Origin of the sequence: Nocardia brasiliensis IFM 10847 (assembly GCF_000710915.1) — a bacterium.
Classification (GTDB): domain Bacteria; phylum Actinomycetota; class Actinomycetes; order Mycobacteriales; family Mycobacteriaceae; genus Nocardia; species Nocardia brasiliensis_A.
This window is the reverse complement of the sequence record NZ_BAUA01000044.1, coordinates 132,147-150,793: the sequence shown is the minus strand read 5'-3', so window position 1 is coordinate 150,793 and position 18,647 is coordinate 132,147. Positions and strand designations below refer to the sequence as shown.

The following is an 18,647-nucleotide window of genomic DNA, read 5'->3' as shown; positions in this document are numbered from 1 at the left end:
GCTCCTGGCGTGAGCCTGCCCTCCCCCACTTCCGAGAACCGCGCCGTCGTCACCGGCGCCTCCTCCGGCATCGGCACCGCGCTGGCCGCCGACCTCGCCGCCCGCGGCTACTCGCTGATCCTGGTCGCCCGGCGTGGTGAGGTGCTCACCGAGCTCGCGCAGCGGCTGACGCTGGCGCACGGCATCACCGCCGAGGTGCGTGCGGTCGACCTGGCCGACCGCACGCAACGCGGCGCACTGGTCGAGGAACTCGGCGCGCGCGATATCGCGATCCTGTGCAACAACGCCGGGATCGCCACCTTCGGCGCGGTCGCCGAACTCGATCTCGCCTACGAGCGGGCGCAGATGGAACTGAATGCCGTTGCGGTGCACGACCTCACGCTCGCGGTGCTGCCCGGCATGATCGCACGCGGCGCCGGCGGCGTCCTGATCAGCGGCTCGGCCGCGGGGAACATGCCGATCCCGAACAACGCGACCTACGCCGCGAGCAAGGCCTTCGCCAACACCTTCTGCGAGTCGCTGCGCGGTGAGCTGAAGGATTCCGGCGTGCATGTCACTCTGCTCGCGCCCGGCCCGGTGCGCACCGAAACGCCCGATCCCGCCGAGGCGTCGATCGTGGACCGGCTCGTGCCCGACTTCATGTGGGTTTCCTCGGAGTACACCGCGAAGGTGTCCATCGACGCGCTCGCCCGCAACAAGATGCGCGTCGTGCCGGGGCTGATCAGCAAGGGAATGAGCGTCGCGGGGCAGTACGGGCCGCGCGCGGTCACCGCCCCGATCGCCGGCGCGTTCTACCGGAAGCTGGGCGGCTGAGACCGCGGTCACGGGCCTGGTCAAGGTTCCGTCAAGATCGAGGCTCGGCTCGTCAAGCACCCGTAAGCTGGACGTTTGCCCAGGGGGAATCGGCGTAGTCCTGACAACGGCCCCGCATACGGAATAGCGGGGGCGCACACAGGAGACACCGTGACGCTGCTCGAAATTTTCCCGTCGCTGAAGTCGGGAATGCCCTCGCGCCTCGACTCGGCGGTATGGCCGCGGGACACGCATTACGACGACGCGGGACGCATAACGATCGGCGGGGTCGCCCTCGCCGATATCGCGGACCAGTACGGCACTCCGACCTACGTCCTGGACGAACGCGAGGTCCGGGAACGCTGCCGGGCCTACCGCAAGGCCTTCCCCGAGGCCGAGATCATCTACGCCGGTAAGGCTTTGATGATCCGCGCGGTCGCCAACTGGGTGTCCCAGGAGGGGCTGTCGGTGGACGTGTGCTCCGCCGGGGAGCTGGCCATCGCACTCGCCGCCGGTGTCGCGCCGCGCCGGATCATCATGCACGGCAACGGCAAATCGTTCGACGAACTGACCGCCGCGGTGCAGGCCGGGGTCGGCCGCATCGTGGTCGACTCGCTGGCCGAGATCACCCTGCTCTCGGCGCTGGTCACCGATTCGCAGAATGTCCTGCTCCGCCTCTCCCCCGGCATCGACGTGCACGGACATCCCGCGGTGAAAACCGGTGTCACCGATCAGAAGTTCGGCTTCCCGCTCGGCGGCGACACCGCGGCCGAGGCGGTGGCCCGCATCCTGCGCCAGCCCAAGCTGAACCTGGTGGGCTTGCACTGCCACCTCGGCTCGCAGATCCACGATCCGGACTATTACGGCGAGGCGGTGCGCCGGATGGTCGCCGAGATGGCGCGGGTCCGGGCCGACCACGGCCACCTGCTCACCGAGCTCGACCTCGGCGGCGGGCACGCGGTGGCCTACCGCACCGGCGATATCGCGATGGACCTCACCGACCTGGCCGCCATCATCGAGGACGCGCTCGACGCGGCCTGCGCGCGCCAGCACTTCCCGCGCCCGACCATCTCGCTGGAACCCGGCCGCGCGATCGTCGCGCACGCGGGCGTGACGCTGTATCGGGTGCTCTCGGTCAAGCACATCGAAGGCGGGCACACCTACGTGACCGTGGACGGCGGCATGAGCGACAACCCGCGCGTCGCGCTGTACGGGGCGCGCTACAGCGTCGTCGTCGCGAGCCGGCACCCCACCTGCGCGAGCATGACCGCGACGGTCGCGGGACGGTTCTGCGAGGCGGGCGACATCCTGGCCACCGACGTGCAACTGCCGGTCGACCTGCGCCCCGGCGAGGTGCTCGCGGTGCCGAGCACCGGCGCCTACCACCACAGCCTCGCCTCGTCCTACAACAGCGTCGGCCGGCCGCCGATCGTGGCGGTGCGCCACGGGCAGTGCCGGGAGCTGGTGCGCCGGGAGACCACCACGGATCTGCTGAGTCGCGACGTCGGGTACTGAGCGGGCAGGTGAGCGCCCACCGGCCTGCCCGTGCGCAACTCGGCGGCAGGCCGGTGCGGCACCACTTCGGGACTCAGCGACCGATCGCTGAACGCGAGTGGCGCAATGGCATTCGCGGGCTCAGCGCACTCGCCCCGAAAAGGGCCGAGTTTGCGAAGGTTGCGCGGTTCGCCGAACTCGCGGACGGGCATGGCGTCAGTGATTCGTCAAGATCGCGAGGCCGGTGGTCAAGGTTGCGCTAAGCGACCTGCCCCGGGTCTACGCAAGGGCGTAGTAGTTGGTAGGCCCCGCAGCACAGAGAAAGCGGGGAGCGGATCAGGAGAGCAGCCGTGACGCTAGTGGACTTCTTGTCGCCACCTCGGCCGGGAACGGCCGCACAGCTGGATTCCGCGGTGTGGCCCGCCGGCGCCGCCTACGACGCCGAGGGCCGGATCGTGCTCGGCGGTGTGGCGCTCACCGAGATCGCCGACAGGTATGGCACCGCGCTGCGGGTGGTCGACGAACGCGAGGTCAGACAGCGCTGCCGGGTGTACCGCAAGACCTTCACCGAAGCCGAGATCGGCTACGCCGCAACGGCCTTGCTGGTGCGCGGCATCGCGAACTGGGTCACCGCCGAGGGACTCTCGGTGGTCGCGTCCACAGCGGCGGACCTGAACGCCGCCTTCGCGGCGGGTGTCGATCCGAAGCGAATCATCCTGCATGCCAACCGGACTCCGCGCACCACGCTGGAGACTGCGGTGGCCCGCCGGGTCGGCCGGATCGTGGTCGGATCGCTGGACGAGATCGGCGTGCTCGCCTCGATCGCCACCCGACCGCAGCGCGTGCTGCTGCGCGTCGCGCCGGGGATCGGCCGCGACGGGTACCCGACTTGGGACGACGGCGACGCCCCAGGTTTCGCACTCGGTGACATCGCCACCGCGGTGGCCCGGGTACTCGGCACACCGACCCTCGAATTGATCGGCTTGCACTGCCATCTCGGTTCACAGATCTACAACCCGGACCACTACGGCGAGGCGATCCGGCGGCTGGTCGCCGAGATGGCGCAGGTCCGCCGCGACCACGAGCGCCTGCTCACCGACCTGGACCTGGGTGGCGGTCACGCCATCGCCTACCGCAACGGCGACGCGGAGATGAACCTCACCGAGCTGGCCGCGATCATCGAGGACGCGCTCGACGCCGCCTGTGCGCGACAGCATTTCCCCCGGCCGAACGTCGCGATGGAGCCCGGACGCGGCATCGTCGCGCGGGCGGGTGTCACGCTGTACCGCGTGCTGTCGGTGAAACACAATGACGGCGGCCGTATTTCGGTGATCATCGACAGCGAAGAGCGCGGCGGCGCCCCGACCGGCGCCTACTCGGGCACGGTGGTGGCGAATCGGCGGCCGTCCGGGCCGCTGTCCAGCGCCACCGTGGCGGGGCGTGCGGGCGACGTCATCCTCGCGGCCGACGTCCGGTTGCCCGCCGACCTGCGCCCCGGCGAATTGCTGGTCGTACCGTGCACCGGTGCGTACCACCGCGGGCCCGCGATGTCGGTGATCGGCGTACGGGGCGGCCGTTGCACGGAACTGCTCCGCCGCGAACCACACCTACTGGATCGCGACGCGAGCTGAAACATCTATCCCGCTGCAGGTTGCCCGCCCCCGATCCGGCCGGCCGAGTCGGGAGCGGGCAACCGGTCAGCGCTTGCGCGTGCCGAAGATGCTGCGACTGATCTCCCGGCCCGCAGCGGTGGCGGCTGAACGCAGAAAGCTCTTCACCGCAGGGTTTTTCATGATCCGCTCGGCGGTCGACTCATCGTCACCCTTCGAGGATCGTCCCGGCGCGGGTGCGACGACCTCCGGATTCTGCTCCGCTGCCGCCACTTTCGCGGCCAAGATCTCGTAAGCCGACTCGCGGTCGACGGTCTGGCCGTACTTACCCTGCAACGAACTCGACAGCGCGCGCGACTTGATCGCGTCGTCGCCGATGGTGTCCATCAGCGAACGCGGCGGCTGAATCCTGGTCCATGCCACCGGGGTCGGCGCGCCCTTCTCCGAAAGCACCGTCACGACGGCCTCACCCGTGCCGAGCGAGGTGAGTGCTTTCTCCAGATCGTAGGTGCTGGTCTTCGGGTAGGTGCGCACCGTCTTCGACAGCGCCTTCTGGTCGTCGGGGGTGAAGGCGCGCAACGCGTGCTGGATCCGCGCGCCCAGCTGCGACAGCACGGGGTTCGGGATATCGGTGGGCAGCTGAGTGCAGAAGAACACGCCGACGCCCTTGGAGCGGATCAGCTTGACGGTCTGCTCCACCTGATCCAGGAAGGCTTTGGAAGCGTCGGCGAACAGCAGGTGCGCCTCGTCGAAGATGAACACCAGCTTCGGCTTGTCGATATCGCCCACCTCGGGCAACGTCTGGAACAGGTCGGCGAGCACCCACATCAGGAAGGTGGAGAACATCACCGGCCGCGCCGCCTGGGCGCCGAGCTCGAACAGCGTGATGACACCCTGGCCGCCCGCAACCCGCACCAGGTCGCTCGGATCCAGTTCCGGCTCACCGAAGAACGTGTCGCCGCCGTCGGCCTCGAGGTTCACCAGCGCGCGCAGGATCACGCCCGCGGTGGCCGCCGAGACGCCGCCGATCCCCTTGAGGTCTTCCTTGCCCTCGGGACTGGTGAGATGCGTGATGACCGCACGCAGATCCTTCAGGTCGAGCAGGGCGAGGCCGTTCTTGTCCGCCCAGTGGAAGATCAGTCCCAGCGTCGATTCCTGAGTCTCGTTGAGCCCCAGCACTTTACTGAGCAACACCGGGCCGAACGAGGTGATCGTCGCGCGGATCGGCACGCCGATGCCGTTGGTGCCGAGCGAGACGAACTCGGTGGGGTACCCGGTCGGCGCCCAGTCCTGTGCACCCGTTTCGGCTGCCCTCGCACTGAGTTTGTCGTTGGCCTGTCCTGGCTGCGAGAGACCGGACAGGTCCCCCTTGATATCCGCGAGCACCACGGGAACGCCTGCGCGCGAAAGCTGTTCGGCGATGCCCTGCAAAGTCTTCGTCTTACCGGTACCCGTCGCGCCCGCCACCAGGCCGTGCCGGTTCATCGTGCGCATCGGGATGCGCACGCGCGCCGTGGTATCCACCTCGCCGTCGACCACCACGGTGCCGAGCTCCAACGCCACCCCGTCGAAGGTGTAGCCCGCCGCGATCTCCTGCGCGGCCGCCGACCCCGTGGCGTCGTTCGCGGCAGCGGCTTCCTTCTTGTCGGCCTTCGCCGCGGCCGCTTCGGCGGCAGCGGCGGTTTCGTCGGCCTTCGCCGCCGCGCTCTGCGCCTTCGCCTTACTCGCCCCCGCTTCCTGCTCGGCGAGCTCGCGCTCCGCTTCCTCCGCGGCAGCCGCCGCCTCCGCCGCTACCCGCGCCGCCTCCTCGGCAGCCTTACGCGCCGCGGCCGCCTTCTCCTGGGGCGTATTCATCGCACGTCCTCCGTCTGGGTCTGACTCGAACTGCTTAACGCAGTGTTTGCTGTCGTACCGAAAACGCCTGTGCCGATCTGCCCGAAACTGTATCCCCGCAACGCCCGAACAGCAGCGGCACGCCCCGCCGAGATTGTCGCCACACCCGTAAACCCGCCGGGGCACCGCGTCGCGAACACGCGGCGCGACGGCGCCGCAAATCGGACAGAGCTAATGTTGCTGCCGTGTCGGACAAATATGTGGTGTGGATGGATTGCGAGATGACGGGCCTGCGCCTGGACAGCGACAAGCTGATCGAGGTGGCCGCGCTCGTCACCGACAGCGACCTCAACATCCTCGGTGACGGCGTGGACATCGTGATCCACGCCGACGACGCGGCGCTGGCCGCGATGCCCCCGGTGGTCGTCGACATGCACGCGCGCTCCGGGCTGACCGAAGAGGTACGCCGCTCCACCGTCACCATGGCCGAAGCCGAGGAGCAGGTGCTCGACTACATCCGCCAATACGTGCCGACGCCGCGGACAGTTCCGCTGGCGGGCAACTCGATCGCCACCGACCGTGGCTTCATTGCCCGCGACATGCCCGCGCTCGACGCGCACCTGCACTACCGCATGATCGACGTGAGCTCCATCAAGGAACTGTGCCGTCGCTGGTACCCGCGCATCTACTTCGGCCAGCCGGAGAAGGGCCTGACCCACCGCGCGCTCGCCGACATCAAGGAATCCATCCGCGAACTCGAGTACTACCGGCGCACGGCGTTCGTCGCACCCCCCGGCCCGACCACCACGGAGATCGCCGCCGTTGCCGCCGAGATCGGCACCGCCGCATCGGCCGTCGAATCAGCCCAGGTCAGCGGCGTGCTGGAAACCGATTAGGGACTCGAAGGGTAGACACGCTAATATCGACGGCGCCGGTATTCATCCCGGCAATGGTGACCGTAGTTCAGTTGGTAGAGCACCAGGTTGTGATCCTGGCTGTCGCGGGTTCGAGTCCCGTCGGTCACCCGCACGGGCCAGGTCAGGTTAATCCCTGACCTGGCCCTTTTTTCGTTGGTGGGGTTTGGGGTGCCTGTTGCGGGCTGCTGCGTCGACCTGGAGAGACGAGTTCACCGGCGGGGCGCCGGGCCCGCGTCGTTCCTGTTCACCTGCGACGTCGGCGAGCCAAGCGCACGGCCGAACCGGGCGGGCGCCACGCGCGGGTCCGGAGGGCCGACGCGCACTTTTCATTGCGCCGCGCGCGTGTCAGCGTGCAGACACGCGCGCGGGAAGGCGAAAGGTGCGCGCCATGCCAGCCAAGCACCTCCACGGTGCGGCCGCCTTGGTGCAGAGGCGTTTCCGGCACTCGGACACCGGGCGCGGGAGCGCGGCGCGGCCGATGCTTCGACGGCGTGCTCCCGCACTCGTTCTGATACTTCGCACTAGCTGTGACCCGCTGCGGCATGGCGAGGTGGTGCGGGAGAGCAGAAGTGGTGCGGGAAGGGGGTGGCTAAGAGCGGACGGCGTTCAGGGGGAGGTCGTTGGCGGCGGCGATGGCTTCCAGTTCGGCGGTGGATTTGTCGGCGAAGGCGGTACGCAGGCTTTCGTGGCTGCCGTCGGCGCCGAAGGTGGCCAATGTGCGCATGAAGAAATGGGGTTCGACGGCGCCCAGCGCGACGTAGCCGTCGGCGCATCGATAGATGCCGTATCCCGGGAACGCGCCACCGAGGATCGCGTCGGCGCCCATCAGTCGATAGCGGACCGCATCGCCGGCGCGGGCGGCGGCCTCCTCCAAGGCCACGCGATACGGCTGTCCCGCACCGGTTTCCGCGCGGCGGACCAGCGCGGCCAGCGCGGTGGAGACGGTTCGCTCGGCGCCGAGCATGTCGGCGACCGGCACCGTCGGCATCTGCGGCGGGACGAGGGTGCCGTGTACGGCTTGATAGTTCAGGTCGTGGCCGGGCAGCTCCGGGTCGTCGGCGTGACCGACGATCTCGATCAGCGACAGTCGCGGGAAACGCTCCTGCGGCTGGGCGAGGTCCAATCGTACGAGCGCGCTGGGCCGCATCGAGGTGATGAGCAGATCCGCGGGTTGCAGCAGCTCGTCGAGTTTGCGTCGATCCGCGTCCTGCTTCAAATCGAGCGAAGCGATCTCCTGATTCTCGATCAGCGCGCGATACCAGTCCGGCGCGGCGGCCGCGAGCGGATCCCCACCCGGCGGCTCCACCTTGATCACGTGCGCGCCGAGCTCCGCGAGCCGTGCGGCCGCGAGCGGTCCGGGCAGGTTCACGGCCAGGGAAACAACCCGGACCCCGGACAACGGCTGCACTGCGGTGTTCTCCATACGGCGACGATACAGTTGTATCGCCTACGAGTTGCGTGCACCGTTACCGATGTCTCACACATAAGGAACGACCGATGCCCTGCCACATGGCACGCAGCTCTTATGGAATGGCGGTCTTCGCCGGGCTGACCTCGCTGGCCGCGACGCAGCACACGCCGGGCTCGCCGATCATCGTCGAGTTCTCGCATCGTTGGGTGGCCCACCGGTGAAGGGGGCACATCGACGACGAGGACCGCCACGACGTAACCGTCGATCAGAACCTTGCCGCCTTCGACTGCCCAGCGGATCGGCCGTATTCCGCTCCGACCGGCAGGAGGTCGGCCCGGACGGCGAAGGGCCAGCCCGAATGGCGAACGGTCAGCCCGGACAGCAGAGGGTCAGCCCGAACGACGGTAGCGCGGGGCGAGTGCCGCGGGCCCCAAAGCAATCAGCGGTTCCAGAGCATCTCCGGTCCGGGCAGAGCGCTAGGCAGCCAGGTGTATTCGAGTTCGGGTAGTTCGAAACCCTGCTCGAAGTGGGCGGTGCGTTCGTCGGTGCGGGTTGCGCCGTTGCGTTCGTAGAAGGCGATCGCCGGGGTGTTGTCTTTCAGGACCTCGAGATAGACGGTGGTGCCGGGGTGTGCGGTGGCGGCCCAGGCGAGCACGTGCCGCAGCAGGCGCCCGCCGATACCGGAACGTTTCAACCGCGGCTGGACGTGCAGGTTGTCGATCAGCAGGCGGCCGTCGGGGCGCGGGACGAGATAGGCGAAGCCGAGCAACCCGTCCGCGTCGTCGGCGATGAAGAGCGTGCCGTCCGACGGTGCACCGTCGAGACGGTTCCGCCAGAGTGCGAGCCGGTCCTCGAGCAACGATCCGTGCAGGTATGCGTCGGGCATTATGCCCGCGTAGGCGGTCTGCCAGCTGTGCGTGTGCAGGGCCGCGACGGACTCGGCGTCCGGCCCGCCTCCCGGTCTGATCCTCATGGGTCGAGTTCACCGCACCGGGACGCGAGTCGGCACCTCATTTTGACGATCACATGCTGCCCGCCCACACCAGTCAGGTGCGCGACGAATTACCCGCGCACACCAGGTGGCTCACACTGCCCGAATGCGGCCGCATGCCGAGGTGTGCAACGATCCGCGAGGCCCCCTGGGTCCGTGCGCGACGAGGTCGCAGCCGGCGCCGGCATTCCGGCCAACCACCAGACCGCACACCTCGCACCGGATTGTCGGTCCCTGCTGCCAGACTCTGGGCATGCGGTGGGCGGTGGCGGAAACAGGCGACGGCGGCGCCCGGCTGTGCCCACTCGACCCGGAGGGCAGACCTGCGGGCCCGGTGCTGCACGAGCCGTCGCTCGCGCAGGCAGTCCGGTCCCGGCCCGAGGTCGAACGGTGGGTGTGGCGCTGTACCACCGACATCTATCGGCCGCTGCTGGCGGCCGGCGTGCGCGTGGAACGCTGCTACGACGTGCAGGCCGCCGAGTCTCTGTTGATCGGCCACGAGGAAGGCCAATCGGGCCAAGCCCGCTCGCTCGCGGCCGCGTGGGCCCGCCTGCACAACCTGCCCGTCCCGCCGGACGCGCCGATCCGGGCCGCCGAGACCCAGCCGTCTCTGTTCGATTCCGGCCCGGCGCCACTGCCGCCCGGCGTCGACGAATTCACCGCGCTGCTGGAGGTTTACGCGGCGCAGGTGGCTCGGACCGCGAAGACCGAACACCCGGACCGCATGCGCCTGCTGCTCGCCGCCGAATCGGCGGGCATGCTGGTGGCCACGGAACTCAACCTGGCGGGCATCCCCTGGCGCGCGGACGTCCACCGCGAGTTGCTGGACAACCTACTGGGCGAACGCTTTCCGGGCGGACTGGAGCCGCGGCGGATGGCGGAACTGGCCGACGAGGTGTCCCGCGCGTTCGGCAACGGCGTGCGGGTGCGTCCGGACCTGCCCCAGGACATCATCAGAGCTTTTGCCCGCGTGGGGATTTCACTGTCGTCCACGCGGAAATGGGAACTCCAGCGAATCGATCATCCCGCGGTGGCGCCGCTGCTGGCGTACAAGTCGCTCTACCGGCTGCACACCGCGAACGGCTGGTCCTGGCTGGAACAGTGGGTACACGACGGCCGGTTCCGGCCCGAATACCTGCCCGGCGGCACGGTTTCCGGCCGGTGGACCACCAATGGCGGTGGCGCGTTGCAGATTCCGAAGGTGATCCGCCAGGCCATCCGCGCGGATCCCGGCTGGCGGCTGGTGGTCGCCGACGCCGCCCAGATGGAGCCGCGCGTGCTCGCCGCGGTGTCCCGCGATCCCGGGTTGATGGAACTCGCCGGTCGCGGCGACGACCTGTACGCGGATCTGGCGGCCCACGCGTTCGGCGGCGAACGCGACCAAGCCAAGATCGCCATGCTGGGCGCGATGTACGGCCAGACCTCCGGTGACGCCCTCGCCCACGTGGCCGAACTCCGCCGTCGCTATCCGGCCGCCATGGCCTATGTCGACGACGCCGCCCATGCCGGCGAGGAGGGTCGTCTGGTGCGCACCTGGCTGGGCCGCACCTGTCCGCCGGTCACCGCGCCCGAGGTCGAGCCGACCCACGACGAAGAGGAGTTCCGCGGGTTCGGCACCTCCGCGGCCCGCGCCCGCGGCCGGTTCACCAGGAACTTCGTCGTGCAGGGCAGCGCCGCCGACTGGGCCCTGCTGCTGCTTGCCGGCCTGCGCCACGCGATGTCGCACGCCGGGTTGCGCGCCGAACTCGTCTTCTTCCAGCACGACGAGGTCATCGTGCATTGTCCGGCCGAGGAAGCCGACACGGTCGCCGCCGCGATCACCACCGCCGCGGAGAACGCGGGGCGCATCACCTTCGGTGCCACGCCGGTTCGCTTTCCCTTCACCACGGCGATCGTCGAGTGCTACTTCGACGCCAAATAGCAAGCGGGCCACCGGTTCACACCGATGGCCCGCCCGAATGCGGTGACTAACCGCGGTCTGCGTTGCCCGCCTTCCACACCGGCCACGGGATGTTCCAGTCCCCGAGTCCGTCGGTGCCGGACAGCGTGCCGCCGACCGTGTTCTTGATGATGGTGATGTCACCGCGCTTGGCGTTCTGATACACCCACTGCGCGTTGGCCGGGCTGAGGTTCAGGCAGCCGTGACTGGTGTTGCTGTAGCCCTGCTGCCCGACCGACCACGGCGCGGAGTGGAAGAAGATGCCGCTGTAGGAGATTCGGGTCGCGTAGTCGACCGGCGTCTTGTATCCGTCCGGCGAGTTCACCGCCACGCCGTAGGTCGACGAATCCATGATCATCTTGTCGAACCGGTCGCCCACGATGTAGATACCGTTGTCGGTGGGCGTGCTGTTCTTGCCCATCGAGGTCGGCATGGTCTTGATCACCTGGCCGTTCTGCTCGACCACCACCTGCTTGGTGTTGTCGTCGGCGGTGAAGATCGTGGCGTCGCCGATGGTGAAGTGCGACTGGATGTTGTCCTGCCCGAACAGACCGTTGCCGAGGTCACGCCCATAGACGTTCACGTTGATGGTGACCTTGGTCCCCGGTGCCCAGAAGTTCTCCGGCCGCCACCGGACCTCACGATTGTTCACCCAATAGAACGCGCCCTCCACCGCGGGTTCGGTGGTGATTTTGATCGCATCCTGAGCAGCCTTGCGGTCGGGAATGTTCTCGTCGAACTGAACCGCCACCGGCTGACCGATGCCGACGACCTCGCCCTCGCCGGGCAGCAGATACGGCTTGGTCTGGCTGTCCGGGGAACTGGTGGTGAAACTCAACGTCGCCGAATTGGCGCCGCCGAGGCCGATCGCATCCGCCTTCAACCGGTAGGTCTTGCCGTAGCCGAGCACCTCGGTGGTCTCCCACGACCGGCCGTCCGCGGCCAGCTTGCCCGCCACCGGCTTGTCCTGCGCGTTGACCAACGTCACATTCGTGAACCGGCCGTCTTCGACGTGGAAGGCCAGCGGCACGCCCGGCGACACTCCGACATCGCCGTCCTTGACCGGGGACATCAGCTTCGGCTTGATCAACTCCAGCATCGGATTACGGTCGATCATGACCGTGGACGAGTCCGTCGTGCTCGACGAGGAGCAACCCGACAGGGCCAACGCTGCCACCGCCAGCACGGCAACAGGCCCGCTGATATGTCGGATCCACCGACGCCGACCTCGTCCAACGCTCATCTTCAACCCCGTTTCAAGTCGATCCCGCCCGCTACAGCTCAACCCGCCGTGTCTGCGGAACGGTCGAGACCACATTCGGACATTCTGCCAGCCCGAAGGGCTCGCACCAACGCGAATCCCGCGTCGACACAGTGGTGTTACACGGGATAGATCCGAACCGCCCCCTCAGTTGTTAACACGGCAACCGACGCACCCATCCGCGCCGGTCAGGGCGCGATTTCACATCTGCACCCTCGGCCTGTTAAGGTTTCTCACGCACCGGAACACGGAGCAAGCGCCATTAGCTCAATTGGCAGAGCAGCTGACTCTTAATCAGCGGGTTCGGGGTTCGAGTCCCTGATGGCGCACCCTTTCTCTACTCACGAACAGAACAACCGTGTTCCGTGCTCTAGTGCACTGGAACACGCTTCTGGCGGCCCTTCTACCAGCGGCTTTCCTTCAAAGAACCAGGTCGGCACTGTTCCGCCGGTCGTTCCTTTGCCCTCTCCCGAATCGGTTGTCGTCCCGCGTGCGCGCGGACGACTCGAGGCGATGCCGCCCACGTCCTATAGCCGGGTCAAGGTGGTCTTCGGGTCGGTCTTGGTCAACTATGCCGGTCGGATCGCCGAACGATCGGTCCTGTCGTCGTTGGGCTGGGAGGCGGGAACGCCGATCCATATCGAGCCCGTACTGCCCGATGTAATCCTTGTCACATCGCCATCGGACGGCGTGTACGCCATCGCCCGCAACGGCCAATTGCCGATCCCCGCTCGGATCCGGCGGGCGGCGCGGGTGCGTATCGGCCACCGGGTGCTGCTGGCCGCGCACCCGGATCAGAATCGGCTGATCATCGTCTGTCAGAACGCATTCGACACTCTCGTCGCAGGTATCTGCGATCAGATCGACGGGGGTGGACAGCAGTGACCACCTCTGCGCAACCGGTCAACGAGGCCGAACTCGACGCCGCCCGCACGCTCCTGGCCCGGATGGGCATCACCCCCGCTGACCTGCTCGATATCCGCGCGACAGCACCAACTTTCGCCGAGTACATCCCCGTGGTGAGAGCCAGGGTGGTCGCACCGGGAACCCTCAAGACCTACAACACCCATTGGAAGGCACTCGAAAAGCTGTGGGGCGCACGTCGCCTCGACGAGCCGACCGTCGGTGAGATCACCGATATGCGAGACACCGCGCGGCGCAACGCCAAGCAGGATCGCAATGCCCGCGATGGCCGCGGAGCCGCCGAAGCCATGATCGGTGCCCTGCGGTTCCTGTACCGGCAGGCGGAGAACGACGGACTGATTCGCCCGGGTGACAATCCGGCGCGCCGGGTGCCCAAACCTCGCCGAGTCCCGTCCACCCGTCGAGGGCTGCCGCTGAGCCAGATCGCCGAGATCGCCCATGTCGCGGCGACTACCGGCAACGACCCGGATTTGGACACTCTCCTGCTGCGGCTGCATTCGGAGACCGCGTGCCGTCGCGGCGGGGCACTGGCGCTGCGGCCGGAGGATCTGGATCCGCAGCAATGCCTGATCTTCCTACGGGAAAAGGGCAAAGTCTCACGGTGGCAACCGGTCTCCCCGACACTCATGGCCAACCTGCTCCACCATGCCCAGACGCGCGGCGCGCATCCCGGCGAACAACTGCTGCGCTACCGCAGCGGCAAACCCATCACGCGCCGCCGCTACGACGGCCTGTGGACCCGCATCGGACTCGAGCTGCCGTGGGTGGAGAAGCAGCAGATCAGCACGCACTGGCTCCGGCACACGACCTTGACCTGGGTCGAGCGAACCTTCGGGTATGCCATCGCCCGCGCCTATGCCGGCCACGCCGAGAGCAAATCCGACGGCTCGACCGCGACCTACGTGCGGGCCTGCCTCGAGGAGGTCGCGCTCGCGCTGGCCACTCTCACCGGCGAACCACATCCACTCGCCGCAGCCTGATTCGACATCCGCACCCGACCGCGCAATAGCCCGTGTGTGGCACCGGCGCGAAGCGCGGTCGGGTGTCCGACGCTGATGGAGTTCTTCATGACCGTTATCCGGTCTTCCGTGCGCACGAGCGCAATCGAGTGCGCACAGCCCGTCCATGCCCGTTCCGAGTTCGGCTCCTCTGCTTCCGTCCGCTTCTTTTGGTGTGTGCTGATCGTGTCCGTCGCCGTGAGCATCTCCGGCAATGCGGTGCACGCCGTACTGCACGCTCGATCACTGGCGATCGTGGCTGCGGCGGTCGCCGTCGTGCCCCCGGTCGCGCTGATGACAGCGGTGCACGGCGTCACGATGCTGCTGCGTGCGCACGCCCGATCCAGGCTCATCCACTTGCTCACGACGTTCATGACCATGCTGATCGCGGCCGGGGCGTTCCGGTTGTCCTTCACCGCTCTGCGCGATCTCGCGGTCATGGCCGGAATCTCGGAACGGGAAGCCTGGATTTGGCCCGTCATCGTCGAGGGCTCCCAGGCCCAGGCGACGCTCGCCCTGCTCGCCATCGCCCATACCCCGATCACCACCCGTGCGCACGCGGCTTCGCCAATGCTGCCACCAGTTGCCGCAGTTCTGTGCACGCAGAACTCACCCGATCAATCAGACCCAGGCCCTGTGCCCGACGCCCACGAATGCGCTTCCGATGTGCGCACACCAGCTCAGCCCTCCCGCAGCGATGAATCCTGGATCCAGGTCGCGAGACTCATATGCGCGAGCGACCCTGCCCGGCGCCGTGACCCCACGGTGGTGGCGCGAGTCCCCACCCGTCATCACGAAGATGGGTGGAGCCCCTCGCAGATCGCTCGCGAGATGGATCGCAGCCGTTCGAGTGTCAGCCGGATTATCAGTCAGGCGCGTGACCTACTGGGCAACCATGCTCTGTCCAGGCCCGTGAACCCCATGTGTCTGGATGCGCTAGGCAGCTCGAATCCTGAACCGCAATCACGGAATTCGGTCCTGTCTGTGCCGGACTCGTCACTGGACAGTCGAATCAACGACTAGGCGATATCGCCACGCGGCCTTTGGGGCGGTGGGCGGGCGCACGCTACACCGGCGGCGTGGGCGGTCAAGCCGCGTGTGCCGACCACGGTAGGTGCCGACAGTTCGACCGTGGCCGGACGAGTGGGTTTCTCGGCTTGACCGCCCACTGACGCCGCCGGTGTCGACGCGTTGCGCCCACCGCCCCGAAGGCGCGGCGGACACCTGTACGCGGGTGTTTCGGCGCGCTTATCGGGCTCGTCTCGTTGAGGAGTCGTCGATGTCGTCGTTCGAAGCTGTGCTGAAGGAACCTGGTCAGTTCATCGCCGCGGTGCCGGCGATGCTGGGATTCGTCCCGGAGCGGTCGTTGGTCGTCGCTGTGCTGCGCCAATCGTCTGCCCACACCCATGATGTGCAGGTCGTTGCTCGTCTCGATCTGCCTCCTGCAGGGCAAGATTCGCTGCTGCCGGAGCGCCTTGTAAAGGTTTGCCGGAGCTCTGGTGCTGTCCATGCGCTGGCGGTGATCATCGATGACCGTGCCTCGCGTCCCGACGACGCTTGCGGTGCCAACGATGTCGAGCATCAACGGCTGGTCGATCGTTTACGACAGGATCTGGCCGCCTGCGATGTCGTACTCGCCGGAGCATGGGCAATGCCGCGGATCAGCGAAGCCGCTCGTTGGTGGAACATCGAATCACCGGAGTTCCACGGTCTTCTGCCGGACCCTTCGGCCTCGCAGGTAGCTGCCCAACACGTTTTTGCCGGTCGTGTGCTGCGATCGTCGCGAGAGGAGTTGGTCGATTTCATCGCCATCGACAAAGTGATGCGCGCACAGGTGTTGGCTCACCTGCCGGACGCGGCCGCCGATGCGCAGCGGCGGCTGGCTCGTGCGATCCAGATCAACAATCCTGACGCCTACACCAGGATGGCGTTGTGTCGGGTGCTGTCGGTCATCGCCCAGGCTCGTGCCGTGGTGGCGATTCCGGCGCGCGCGATCGCCGAAGTCAGTGTCGCGCTGCGTGATCTGGCCGTCCGCGACGTCATGTTCGGCGTCGCGGGTGGTGCGCACGCGCACGCTGCCGAGCACCTGTGGAGTGTTCTCACGCGTGCACTGCCCGACCCGGATCGAGCAGAGGCCGCTACCTTGCTGGCGTTCAGTGCGTATCTGCGTGGCGACGGTGTGCTGGCCGGGATTGCCCTCGAGCAGGCGCTGGCCTCTGATCCCGAGCACAGGATGGCGGTTCTACTCGATATCGGGTTGCAGACGGCGCTGCCGCCCGCGCGCTTGGCCAAGCTCGTCAACTCCGGGATCGAAGCCGCCGCTGATCTGCGCGTCGATATCGGTGCCGCCACAGCCGATTCCGGCACGGAGGGCGCGCGATGAGCATTGACCGTCTGGCATGGGCGTTACTGTCTCGCGCGGCATCGGGTCCGTGCGGCCCGCTGACTGCGCTGATCGATCAGATCGGCCCCAGCCGAGCGGCCCTGATGCTGCAATCCGGTGATCTACCAGTGGATCAGAATGTCCTCGATCGTGGTGCCTCCGGCCTGAAGGCCGCGGCGCGGGATCTGGACCTGGTGGAGCGTCTGGGCGGCCGGTTGGTGACTCCCGAGGATGACGAATGGCCGCAGGAGATGTTGGAGTGCCTGCCGTCGCGCTCGGACAACGTCGGTGACGCACCGCCGGTCGCGTTGTGGGTGCGCGGGGACCGGTCGCTGCGGGAGGTCACCGACCGTGCGGTCGCGGTGATCGGAGCACGAGCCAGCACCGACTGCGGCAACCATGTCGCCACCGAGATCGCTGCTGATCTCGCGGGTTCGGGCTGGACTGTGGCGGCTGGCGCAGCGTTCGGCATCGAAGCGGCAGCGCATCGCGCGGTGATGGCGGTCGGCGGGGTGACGGTGGCGGTGATGCCGTGCGGGCTCGACCGCCCGTACCCGTTCGCGCACGACCGGCTGCTGGACGCGATCGCCGACGACGGGCTGGTGGTGACCGAATATCCACCGGGCTCGACCGCTCGGCGGCAGACGTTCCTCGACCGGAACCGGCTGGTCGCGGCGTTGTCAGCAGCGACTGTCGTCGTGGAGGCCGGGGCGCGCTCGGGGGCGGCGTCCACGTTGCGCTGGGCCGCGCGGTTCGGCCGCCCGGTGCTCGCGGTTCCCGGACCGGTGACCTCGGCAGCGTCAGCGGGCTGTCACCGATTCATCGCGGACGGTGACGCACAGTTGGTGACCTGCGCAGACGATATTCGCCAGACCTTGGTCAGCCATTCTGGACCCACACGATAGCGGTGCCCGCAAATACGCTGCCCCCGCCCGAGGAAAAGGGGCGATGACGATCCTGCCGCAGACCTTATCAGGTGCGGGGTGTCGGTTTCGTCGCGTACGGGTGGTCGGTGGGCGGGCGCACGCTACACCGGCGGCGCGGGCGGTCAAGCCGCACCGCGCCTCACACCAACAGGCACAAACCGTCACATATCCGGCACCGATCGTCGGCGGAACGGCTTGACCGCCCTCCCCGCCGCCGGTATCCGCGTATAGCGCCCCACCGACCACACCCGCACGTCACGGCCAGTCCTGGTGCCGCCGCGGTTGTGACTGGCCCCGGGCGCGTTGTCGTCGGCTGGCGTGGGCATGTCATCGGGCCCACGCCAGCCGATCCCCATCCTTCACCCCATCGCCGATCCAGCACGGCCACGTTTCACGCCCAGGGGTCGGCTGGTGAATCCCTATCGCTTTCAAGGAGGTTCCCTCGATGTCGGCATACCAGAACCCGCAGGGCAGCACCGTGGTCGCGCAGCGCGAAGGTTCGATGCTGCATGTCACGCTGTCGCGGTCGATCGATGATCCGCCGATCTCCGAGGCCAGCTGGTCGGCCCAGCTGGCCGCGGCAGCGCGCCGCGAACTCGGCGGCCCGGCACGGCGGGTCTCATCCGGCGTGGCGTTCACCCGCGACTCCACCGGCGGGCGGCAGCAACGCCGCACCGCGACCTACACCATCGATTCCGCGTTCACGGTCACAGATCGCGGTGACGAGATGCGCGTAGCTGTTTCCGGGTCGCTCACTGCGGCCGGTGCCCGAGCGCTCACCGCGCGACTTCCGCTCGACTATGTGGTGCGCCGCCACCGTGGCGGGTGGTGGCTCGCACGCGAGGGCCAGGTCCTGCACAAGCTGAGTGTCGGCGCGAAAGTCGTTGTGGCACTGCCACCACGCTGCGAGCTGGCCGAGCACTTCGGCAAAGGCGTCGCCGCCACGACCCGCACCACCATCCGGGGATCGATGGCCCCTTTCCTCACCGTCGCGCACGCGTGCACCGCGCACACGCCGACACCGGAACAGATCGTCGCGCACAACCACGCATGCGGCGAAACGGTCGACTCGATCGAGATCACCGATCTGACCTCCGGGCGCACCGTCGTGTCCTGGACACCCGAACCCGCTGCGGCCACTTCGTGACCCTGAGCACCTATCCACACA

16 protein-coding genes and 2 tRNA genes are annotated in these 18,647 nt (G+C 67.9%); 14 read left to right on the top strand and 4 right to left on the bottom strand.

The annotated features are described in order from the left end of the window. The first annotated feature begins 9 nt into the window (after window positions 1-9). From cmrA to NBRGI_RS09315, 3 genes are all read left to right on the top strand, one after another. Complete coding sequence (cmrA, locus tag NBRGI_RS09325) at window positions 10-813, top strand: mycolate reductase (RefSeq protein ID WP_029894545.1); 804 nt, start codon at window positions 10-12, stop codon at window positions 811-813. A 150-nt stretch (window positions 814-963) separates the two neighbouring features. Next, window positions 964-2,307: a diaminopimelate decarboxylase gene (lysA, locus tag NBRGI_RS09320; protein ID WP_029894543.1), complete on the top strand. Its 1,344-nt coding sequence runs from the start codon at window positions 964-966 to the stop codon at window positions 2,305-2,307. Window positions 2,308-2,636: 329 nt separating this feature from the next. After that, on the top strand, window positions 2,637-3,917 hold the full coding sequence (locus NBRGI_RS09315) for a diaminopimelate decarboxylase family protein (RefSeq protein WP_029894541.1): 1,281 nt from the start codon (window positions 2,637-2,639) through the stop codon (window positions 3,915-3,917). A gap of 66 nt (window positions 3,918-3,983) precedes the next feature. On the opposite strand, the gene NBRGI_RS09310 is transcribed toward NBRGI_RS09315, so the two are convergent. Beyond that, window positions 3,984-5,750: a helicase HerA-like domain-containing protein gene (locus NBRGI_RS09310; RefSeq protein WP_029894539.1), complete on the bottom strand. Its 1,767-nt coding sequence runs from the start codon at window positions 5,748-5,750 to the stop codon at window positions 3,984-3,986. A gap of 224 nt (window positions 5,751-5,974) precedes the next feature. On the opposite strand from NBRGI_RS09310, the gene orn reads away from it, so the two are divergent. Next, a complete protein-coding gene (gene orn / locus NBRGI_RS09305; RefSeq protein WP_029894537.1) occupies window positions 5,975-6,625 on the top strand; it encodes an oligoribonuclease in 651 nt (216 codons plus the stop codon). A gap of 56 nt (window positions 6,626-6,681) precedes the next feature. After that, window positions 6,682-6,754: transfer RNA gene (locus NBRGI_RS09300), tRNA-His, on the top strand. Between the two features lie 481 nt (window positions 6,755-7,235). Here NBRGI_RS09300 and NBRGI_RS09295 read toward each other — a convergent pair. After that, complete coding sequence (locus NBRGI_RS09295; protein WP_036558112.1) at window positions 7,236-8,069, bottom strand: CoA transferase; 834 nt, start codon at window positions 8,067-8,069, stop codon at window positions 7,236-7,238. 74 nt (window positions 8,070-8,143) lie between these two features. Between NBRGI_RS09295 and NBRGI_RS49590 the strand changes: the two genes are divergently transcribed. Beyond that, entirely contained in the window at window positions 8,144-8,278 is a 135-nt protein-coding gene (locus tag NBRGI_RS49590) for a hypothetical protein (protein WP_268808380.1), read from the top strand. Between the two features lie 218 nt (window positions 8,279-8,496). Here the strand turns inward: NBRGI_RS49590 and NBRGI_RS09285 are convergent, their stop codons facing one another. Continuing rightward, on the bottom strand, window positions 8,497-9,030 hold the full coding sequence (locus tag NBRGI_RS09285) for a GNAT family N-acetyltransferase (protein ID WP_029894533.1): 534 nt from the start codon (window positions 9,028-9,030) through the stop codon (window positions 8,497-8,499). A 271-nt stretch (window positions 9,031-9,301) separates the two neighbouring features. On the opposite strand from NBRGI_RS09285, the gene NBRGI_RS09280 reads away from it, so the two are divergent. Further along, window positions 9,302-10,969 (top strand): bifunctional 3'-5' exonuclease/DNA polymerase, encoded by a 1,668-nt coding sequence (locus NBRGI_RS09280; RefSeq protein WP_029894531.1) that lies wholly within the window; start codon window positions 9,302-9,304, stop codon window positions 10,967-10,969. Between the two features lie 46 nt (window positions 10,970-11,015). On the opposite strand, the gene NBRGI_RS09275 is transcribed toward NBRGI_RS09280, so the two are convergent. Then, entirely contained in the window at window positions 11,016-12,230 is a 1,215-nt protein-coding gene (locus tag NBRGI_RS09275) for a L,D-transpeptidase (RefSeq protein WP_029894530.1), read from the bottom strand. A gap of 274 nt (window positions 12,231-12,504) precedes the next feature. Between NBRGI_RS09275 and NBRGI_RS09270 the strand changes: the two genes are divergently transcribed. The 7 genes from NBRGI_RS09270 (at window position 12,505) to NBRGI_RS09240 (ending at window position 18,626) form a co-directional block, all read left to right on the top strand. Further along, window positions 12,505-12,577 (top strand) — tRNA-Lys (locus NBRGI_RS09270). Next, window positions 12,570-13,133, top strand: coding sequence for a hypothetical protein (locus NBRGI_RS09265; protein ID WP_148310422.1), 564 nt, complete (start codon window positions 12,570-12,572; stop codon window positions 13,131-13,133). Before NBRGI_RS09270 ends, NBRGI_RS09265 begins: the two co-directional genes overlap by 8 nt. Continuing rightward, window positions 13,130-14,152, top strand: a complete 1,023-nt coding sequence (locus NBRGI_RS09260; protein ID WP_029894527.1) for a tyrosine-type recombinase/integrase — start codon at window positions 13,130-13,132, stop codon at window positions 14,150-14,152. The genes NBRGI_RS09265 and NBRGI_RS09260 overlap by 4 nt, the downstream gene beginning before the upstream one ends. Before the next feature lie 75 nt (window positions 14,153-14,227). Then, window positions 14,228-15,193, top strand: coding sequence for a DUF2637 domain-containing protein (locus NBRGI_RS45045; protein ID WP_051727615.1), 966 nt, complete (start codon window positions 14,228-14,230; stop codon window positions 15,191-15,193). A 256-nt stretch (window positions 15,194-15,449) separates the two neighbouring features. After that, window positions 15,450-16,553, top strand: a complete 1,104-nt coding sequence (locus NBRGI_RS09250) for a DUF4192 domain-containing protein (protein WP_051727614.1) — start codon at window positions 15,450-15,452, stop codon at window positions 16,551-16,553. Next, on the top strand, window positions 16,550-17,458 hold the full coding sequence (gene dprA / locus NBRGI_RS09245) for a DNA-processing protein DprA (protein ID WP_081872562.1): 909 nt from the start codon (window positions 16,550-16,552) through the stop codon (window positions 17,456-17,458). The genes NBRGI_RS09250 and dprA overlap by 4 nt, the downstream gene beginning before the upstream one ends. A 466-nt stretch (window positions 17,459-17,924) precedes the next feature. Beyond that, window positions 17,925-18,626, top strand: a complete 702-nt coding sequence (locus NBRGI_RS09240) for a hypothetical protein (RefSeq protein ID WP_029894519.1) — start codon at window positions 17,925-17,927, stop codon at window positions 18,624-18,626. Window positions 18,627-18,647 lie beyond the last annotated feature (21 nt).

Bases quoted from the DNA above. Each gene is read 5' to 3' on its own strand.
- NBRGI_RS09250 (WP_051727614.1), top strand. From the start codon at position 15,450: ATGTCGTCGTTCGAAGCTGTGCTGAAGGAACCTGGTCAGTTCATCGCC.
- NBRGI_RS09280 (WP_029894531.1), top strand. From the start codon at position 9,302: ATGCGGTGGGCGGTGGCGGAAACAGGCGACGGCGGCGCCCGGCTGTGC.
- NBRGI_RS09265 (WP_148310422.1), top strand. From the start codon at position 12,570: ATGGCGCACCCTTTCTCTACTCACGAACAGAACAACCGTGTTCCGTGC.
- NBRGI_RS09275 (WP_029894530.1), bottom strand. From the start codon at position 12,230: ATGAGCGTTGGACGAGGTCGGCGTCGGTGGATCCGACATATCAGCGGG.
- NBRGI_RS09310 (WP_029894539.1), bottom strand. From the start codon at position 5,750: ATGAATACGCCCCAGGAGAAGGCGGCCGCGGCGCGTAAGGCTGCCGAG.
- NBRGI_RS09240 (WP_029894519.1), top strand. From the start codon at position 17,925: ATGTCGGCATACCAGAACCCGCAGGGCAGCACCGTGGTCGCGCAGCGC.
- NBRGI_RS45045 (WP_051727615.1), top strand. From the start codon at position 14,228: ATGGAGTTCTTCATGACCGTTATCCGGTCTTCCGTGCGCACGAGCGCA.
- NBRGI_RS09295 (WP_036558112.1), bottom strand. From the start codon at position 8,069: ATGGAGAACACCGCAGTGCAGCCGTTGTCCGGGGTCCGGGTTGTTTCC.
- NBRGI_RS49590 (WP_268808380.1), top strand. From the start codon at position 8,144: ATGCCCTGCCACATGGCACGCAGCTCTTATGGAATGGCGGTCTTCGCC.
- NBRGI_RS09285 (WP_029894533.1), bottom strand. From the start codon at position 9,030: ATGAGGATCAGACCGGGAGGCGGGCCGGACGCCGAGTCCGTCGCGGCC.
- dprA (WP_081872562.1), top strand. From the start codon at position 16,550: ATGAGCATTGACCGTCTGGCATGGGCGTTACTGTCTCGCGCGGCATCG.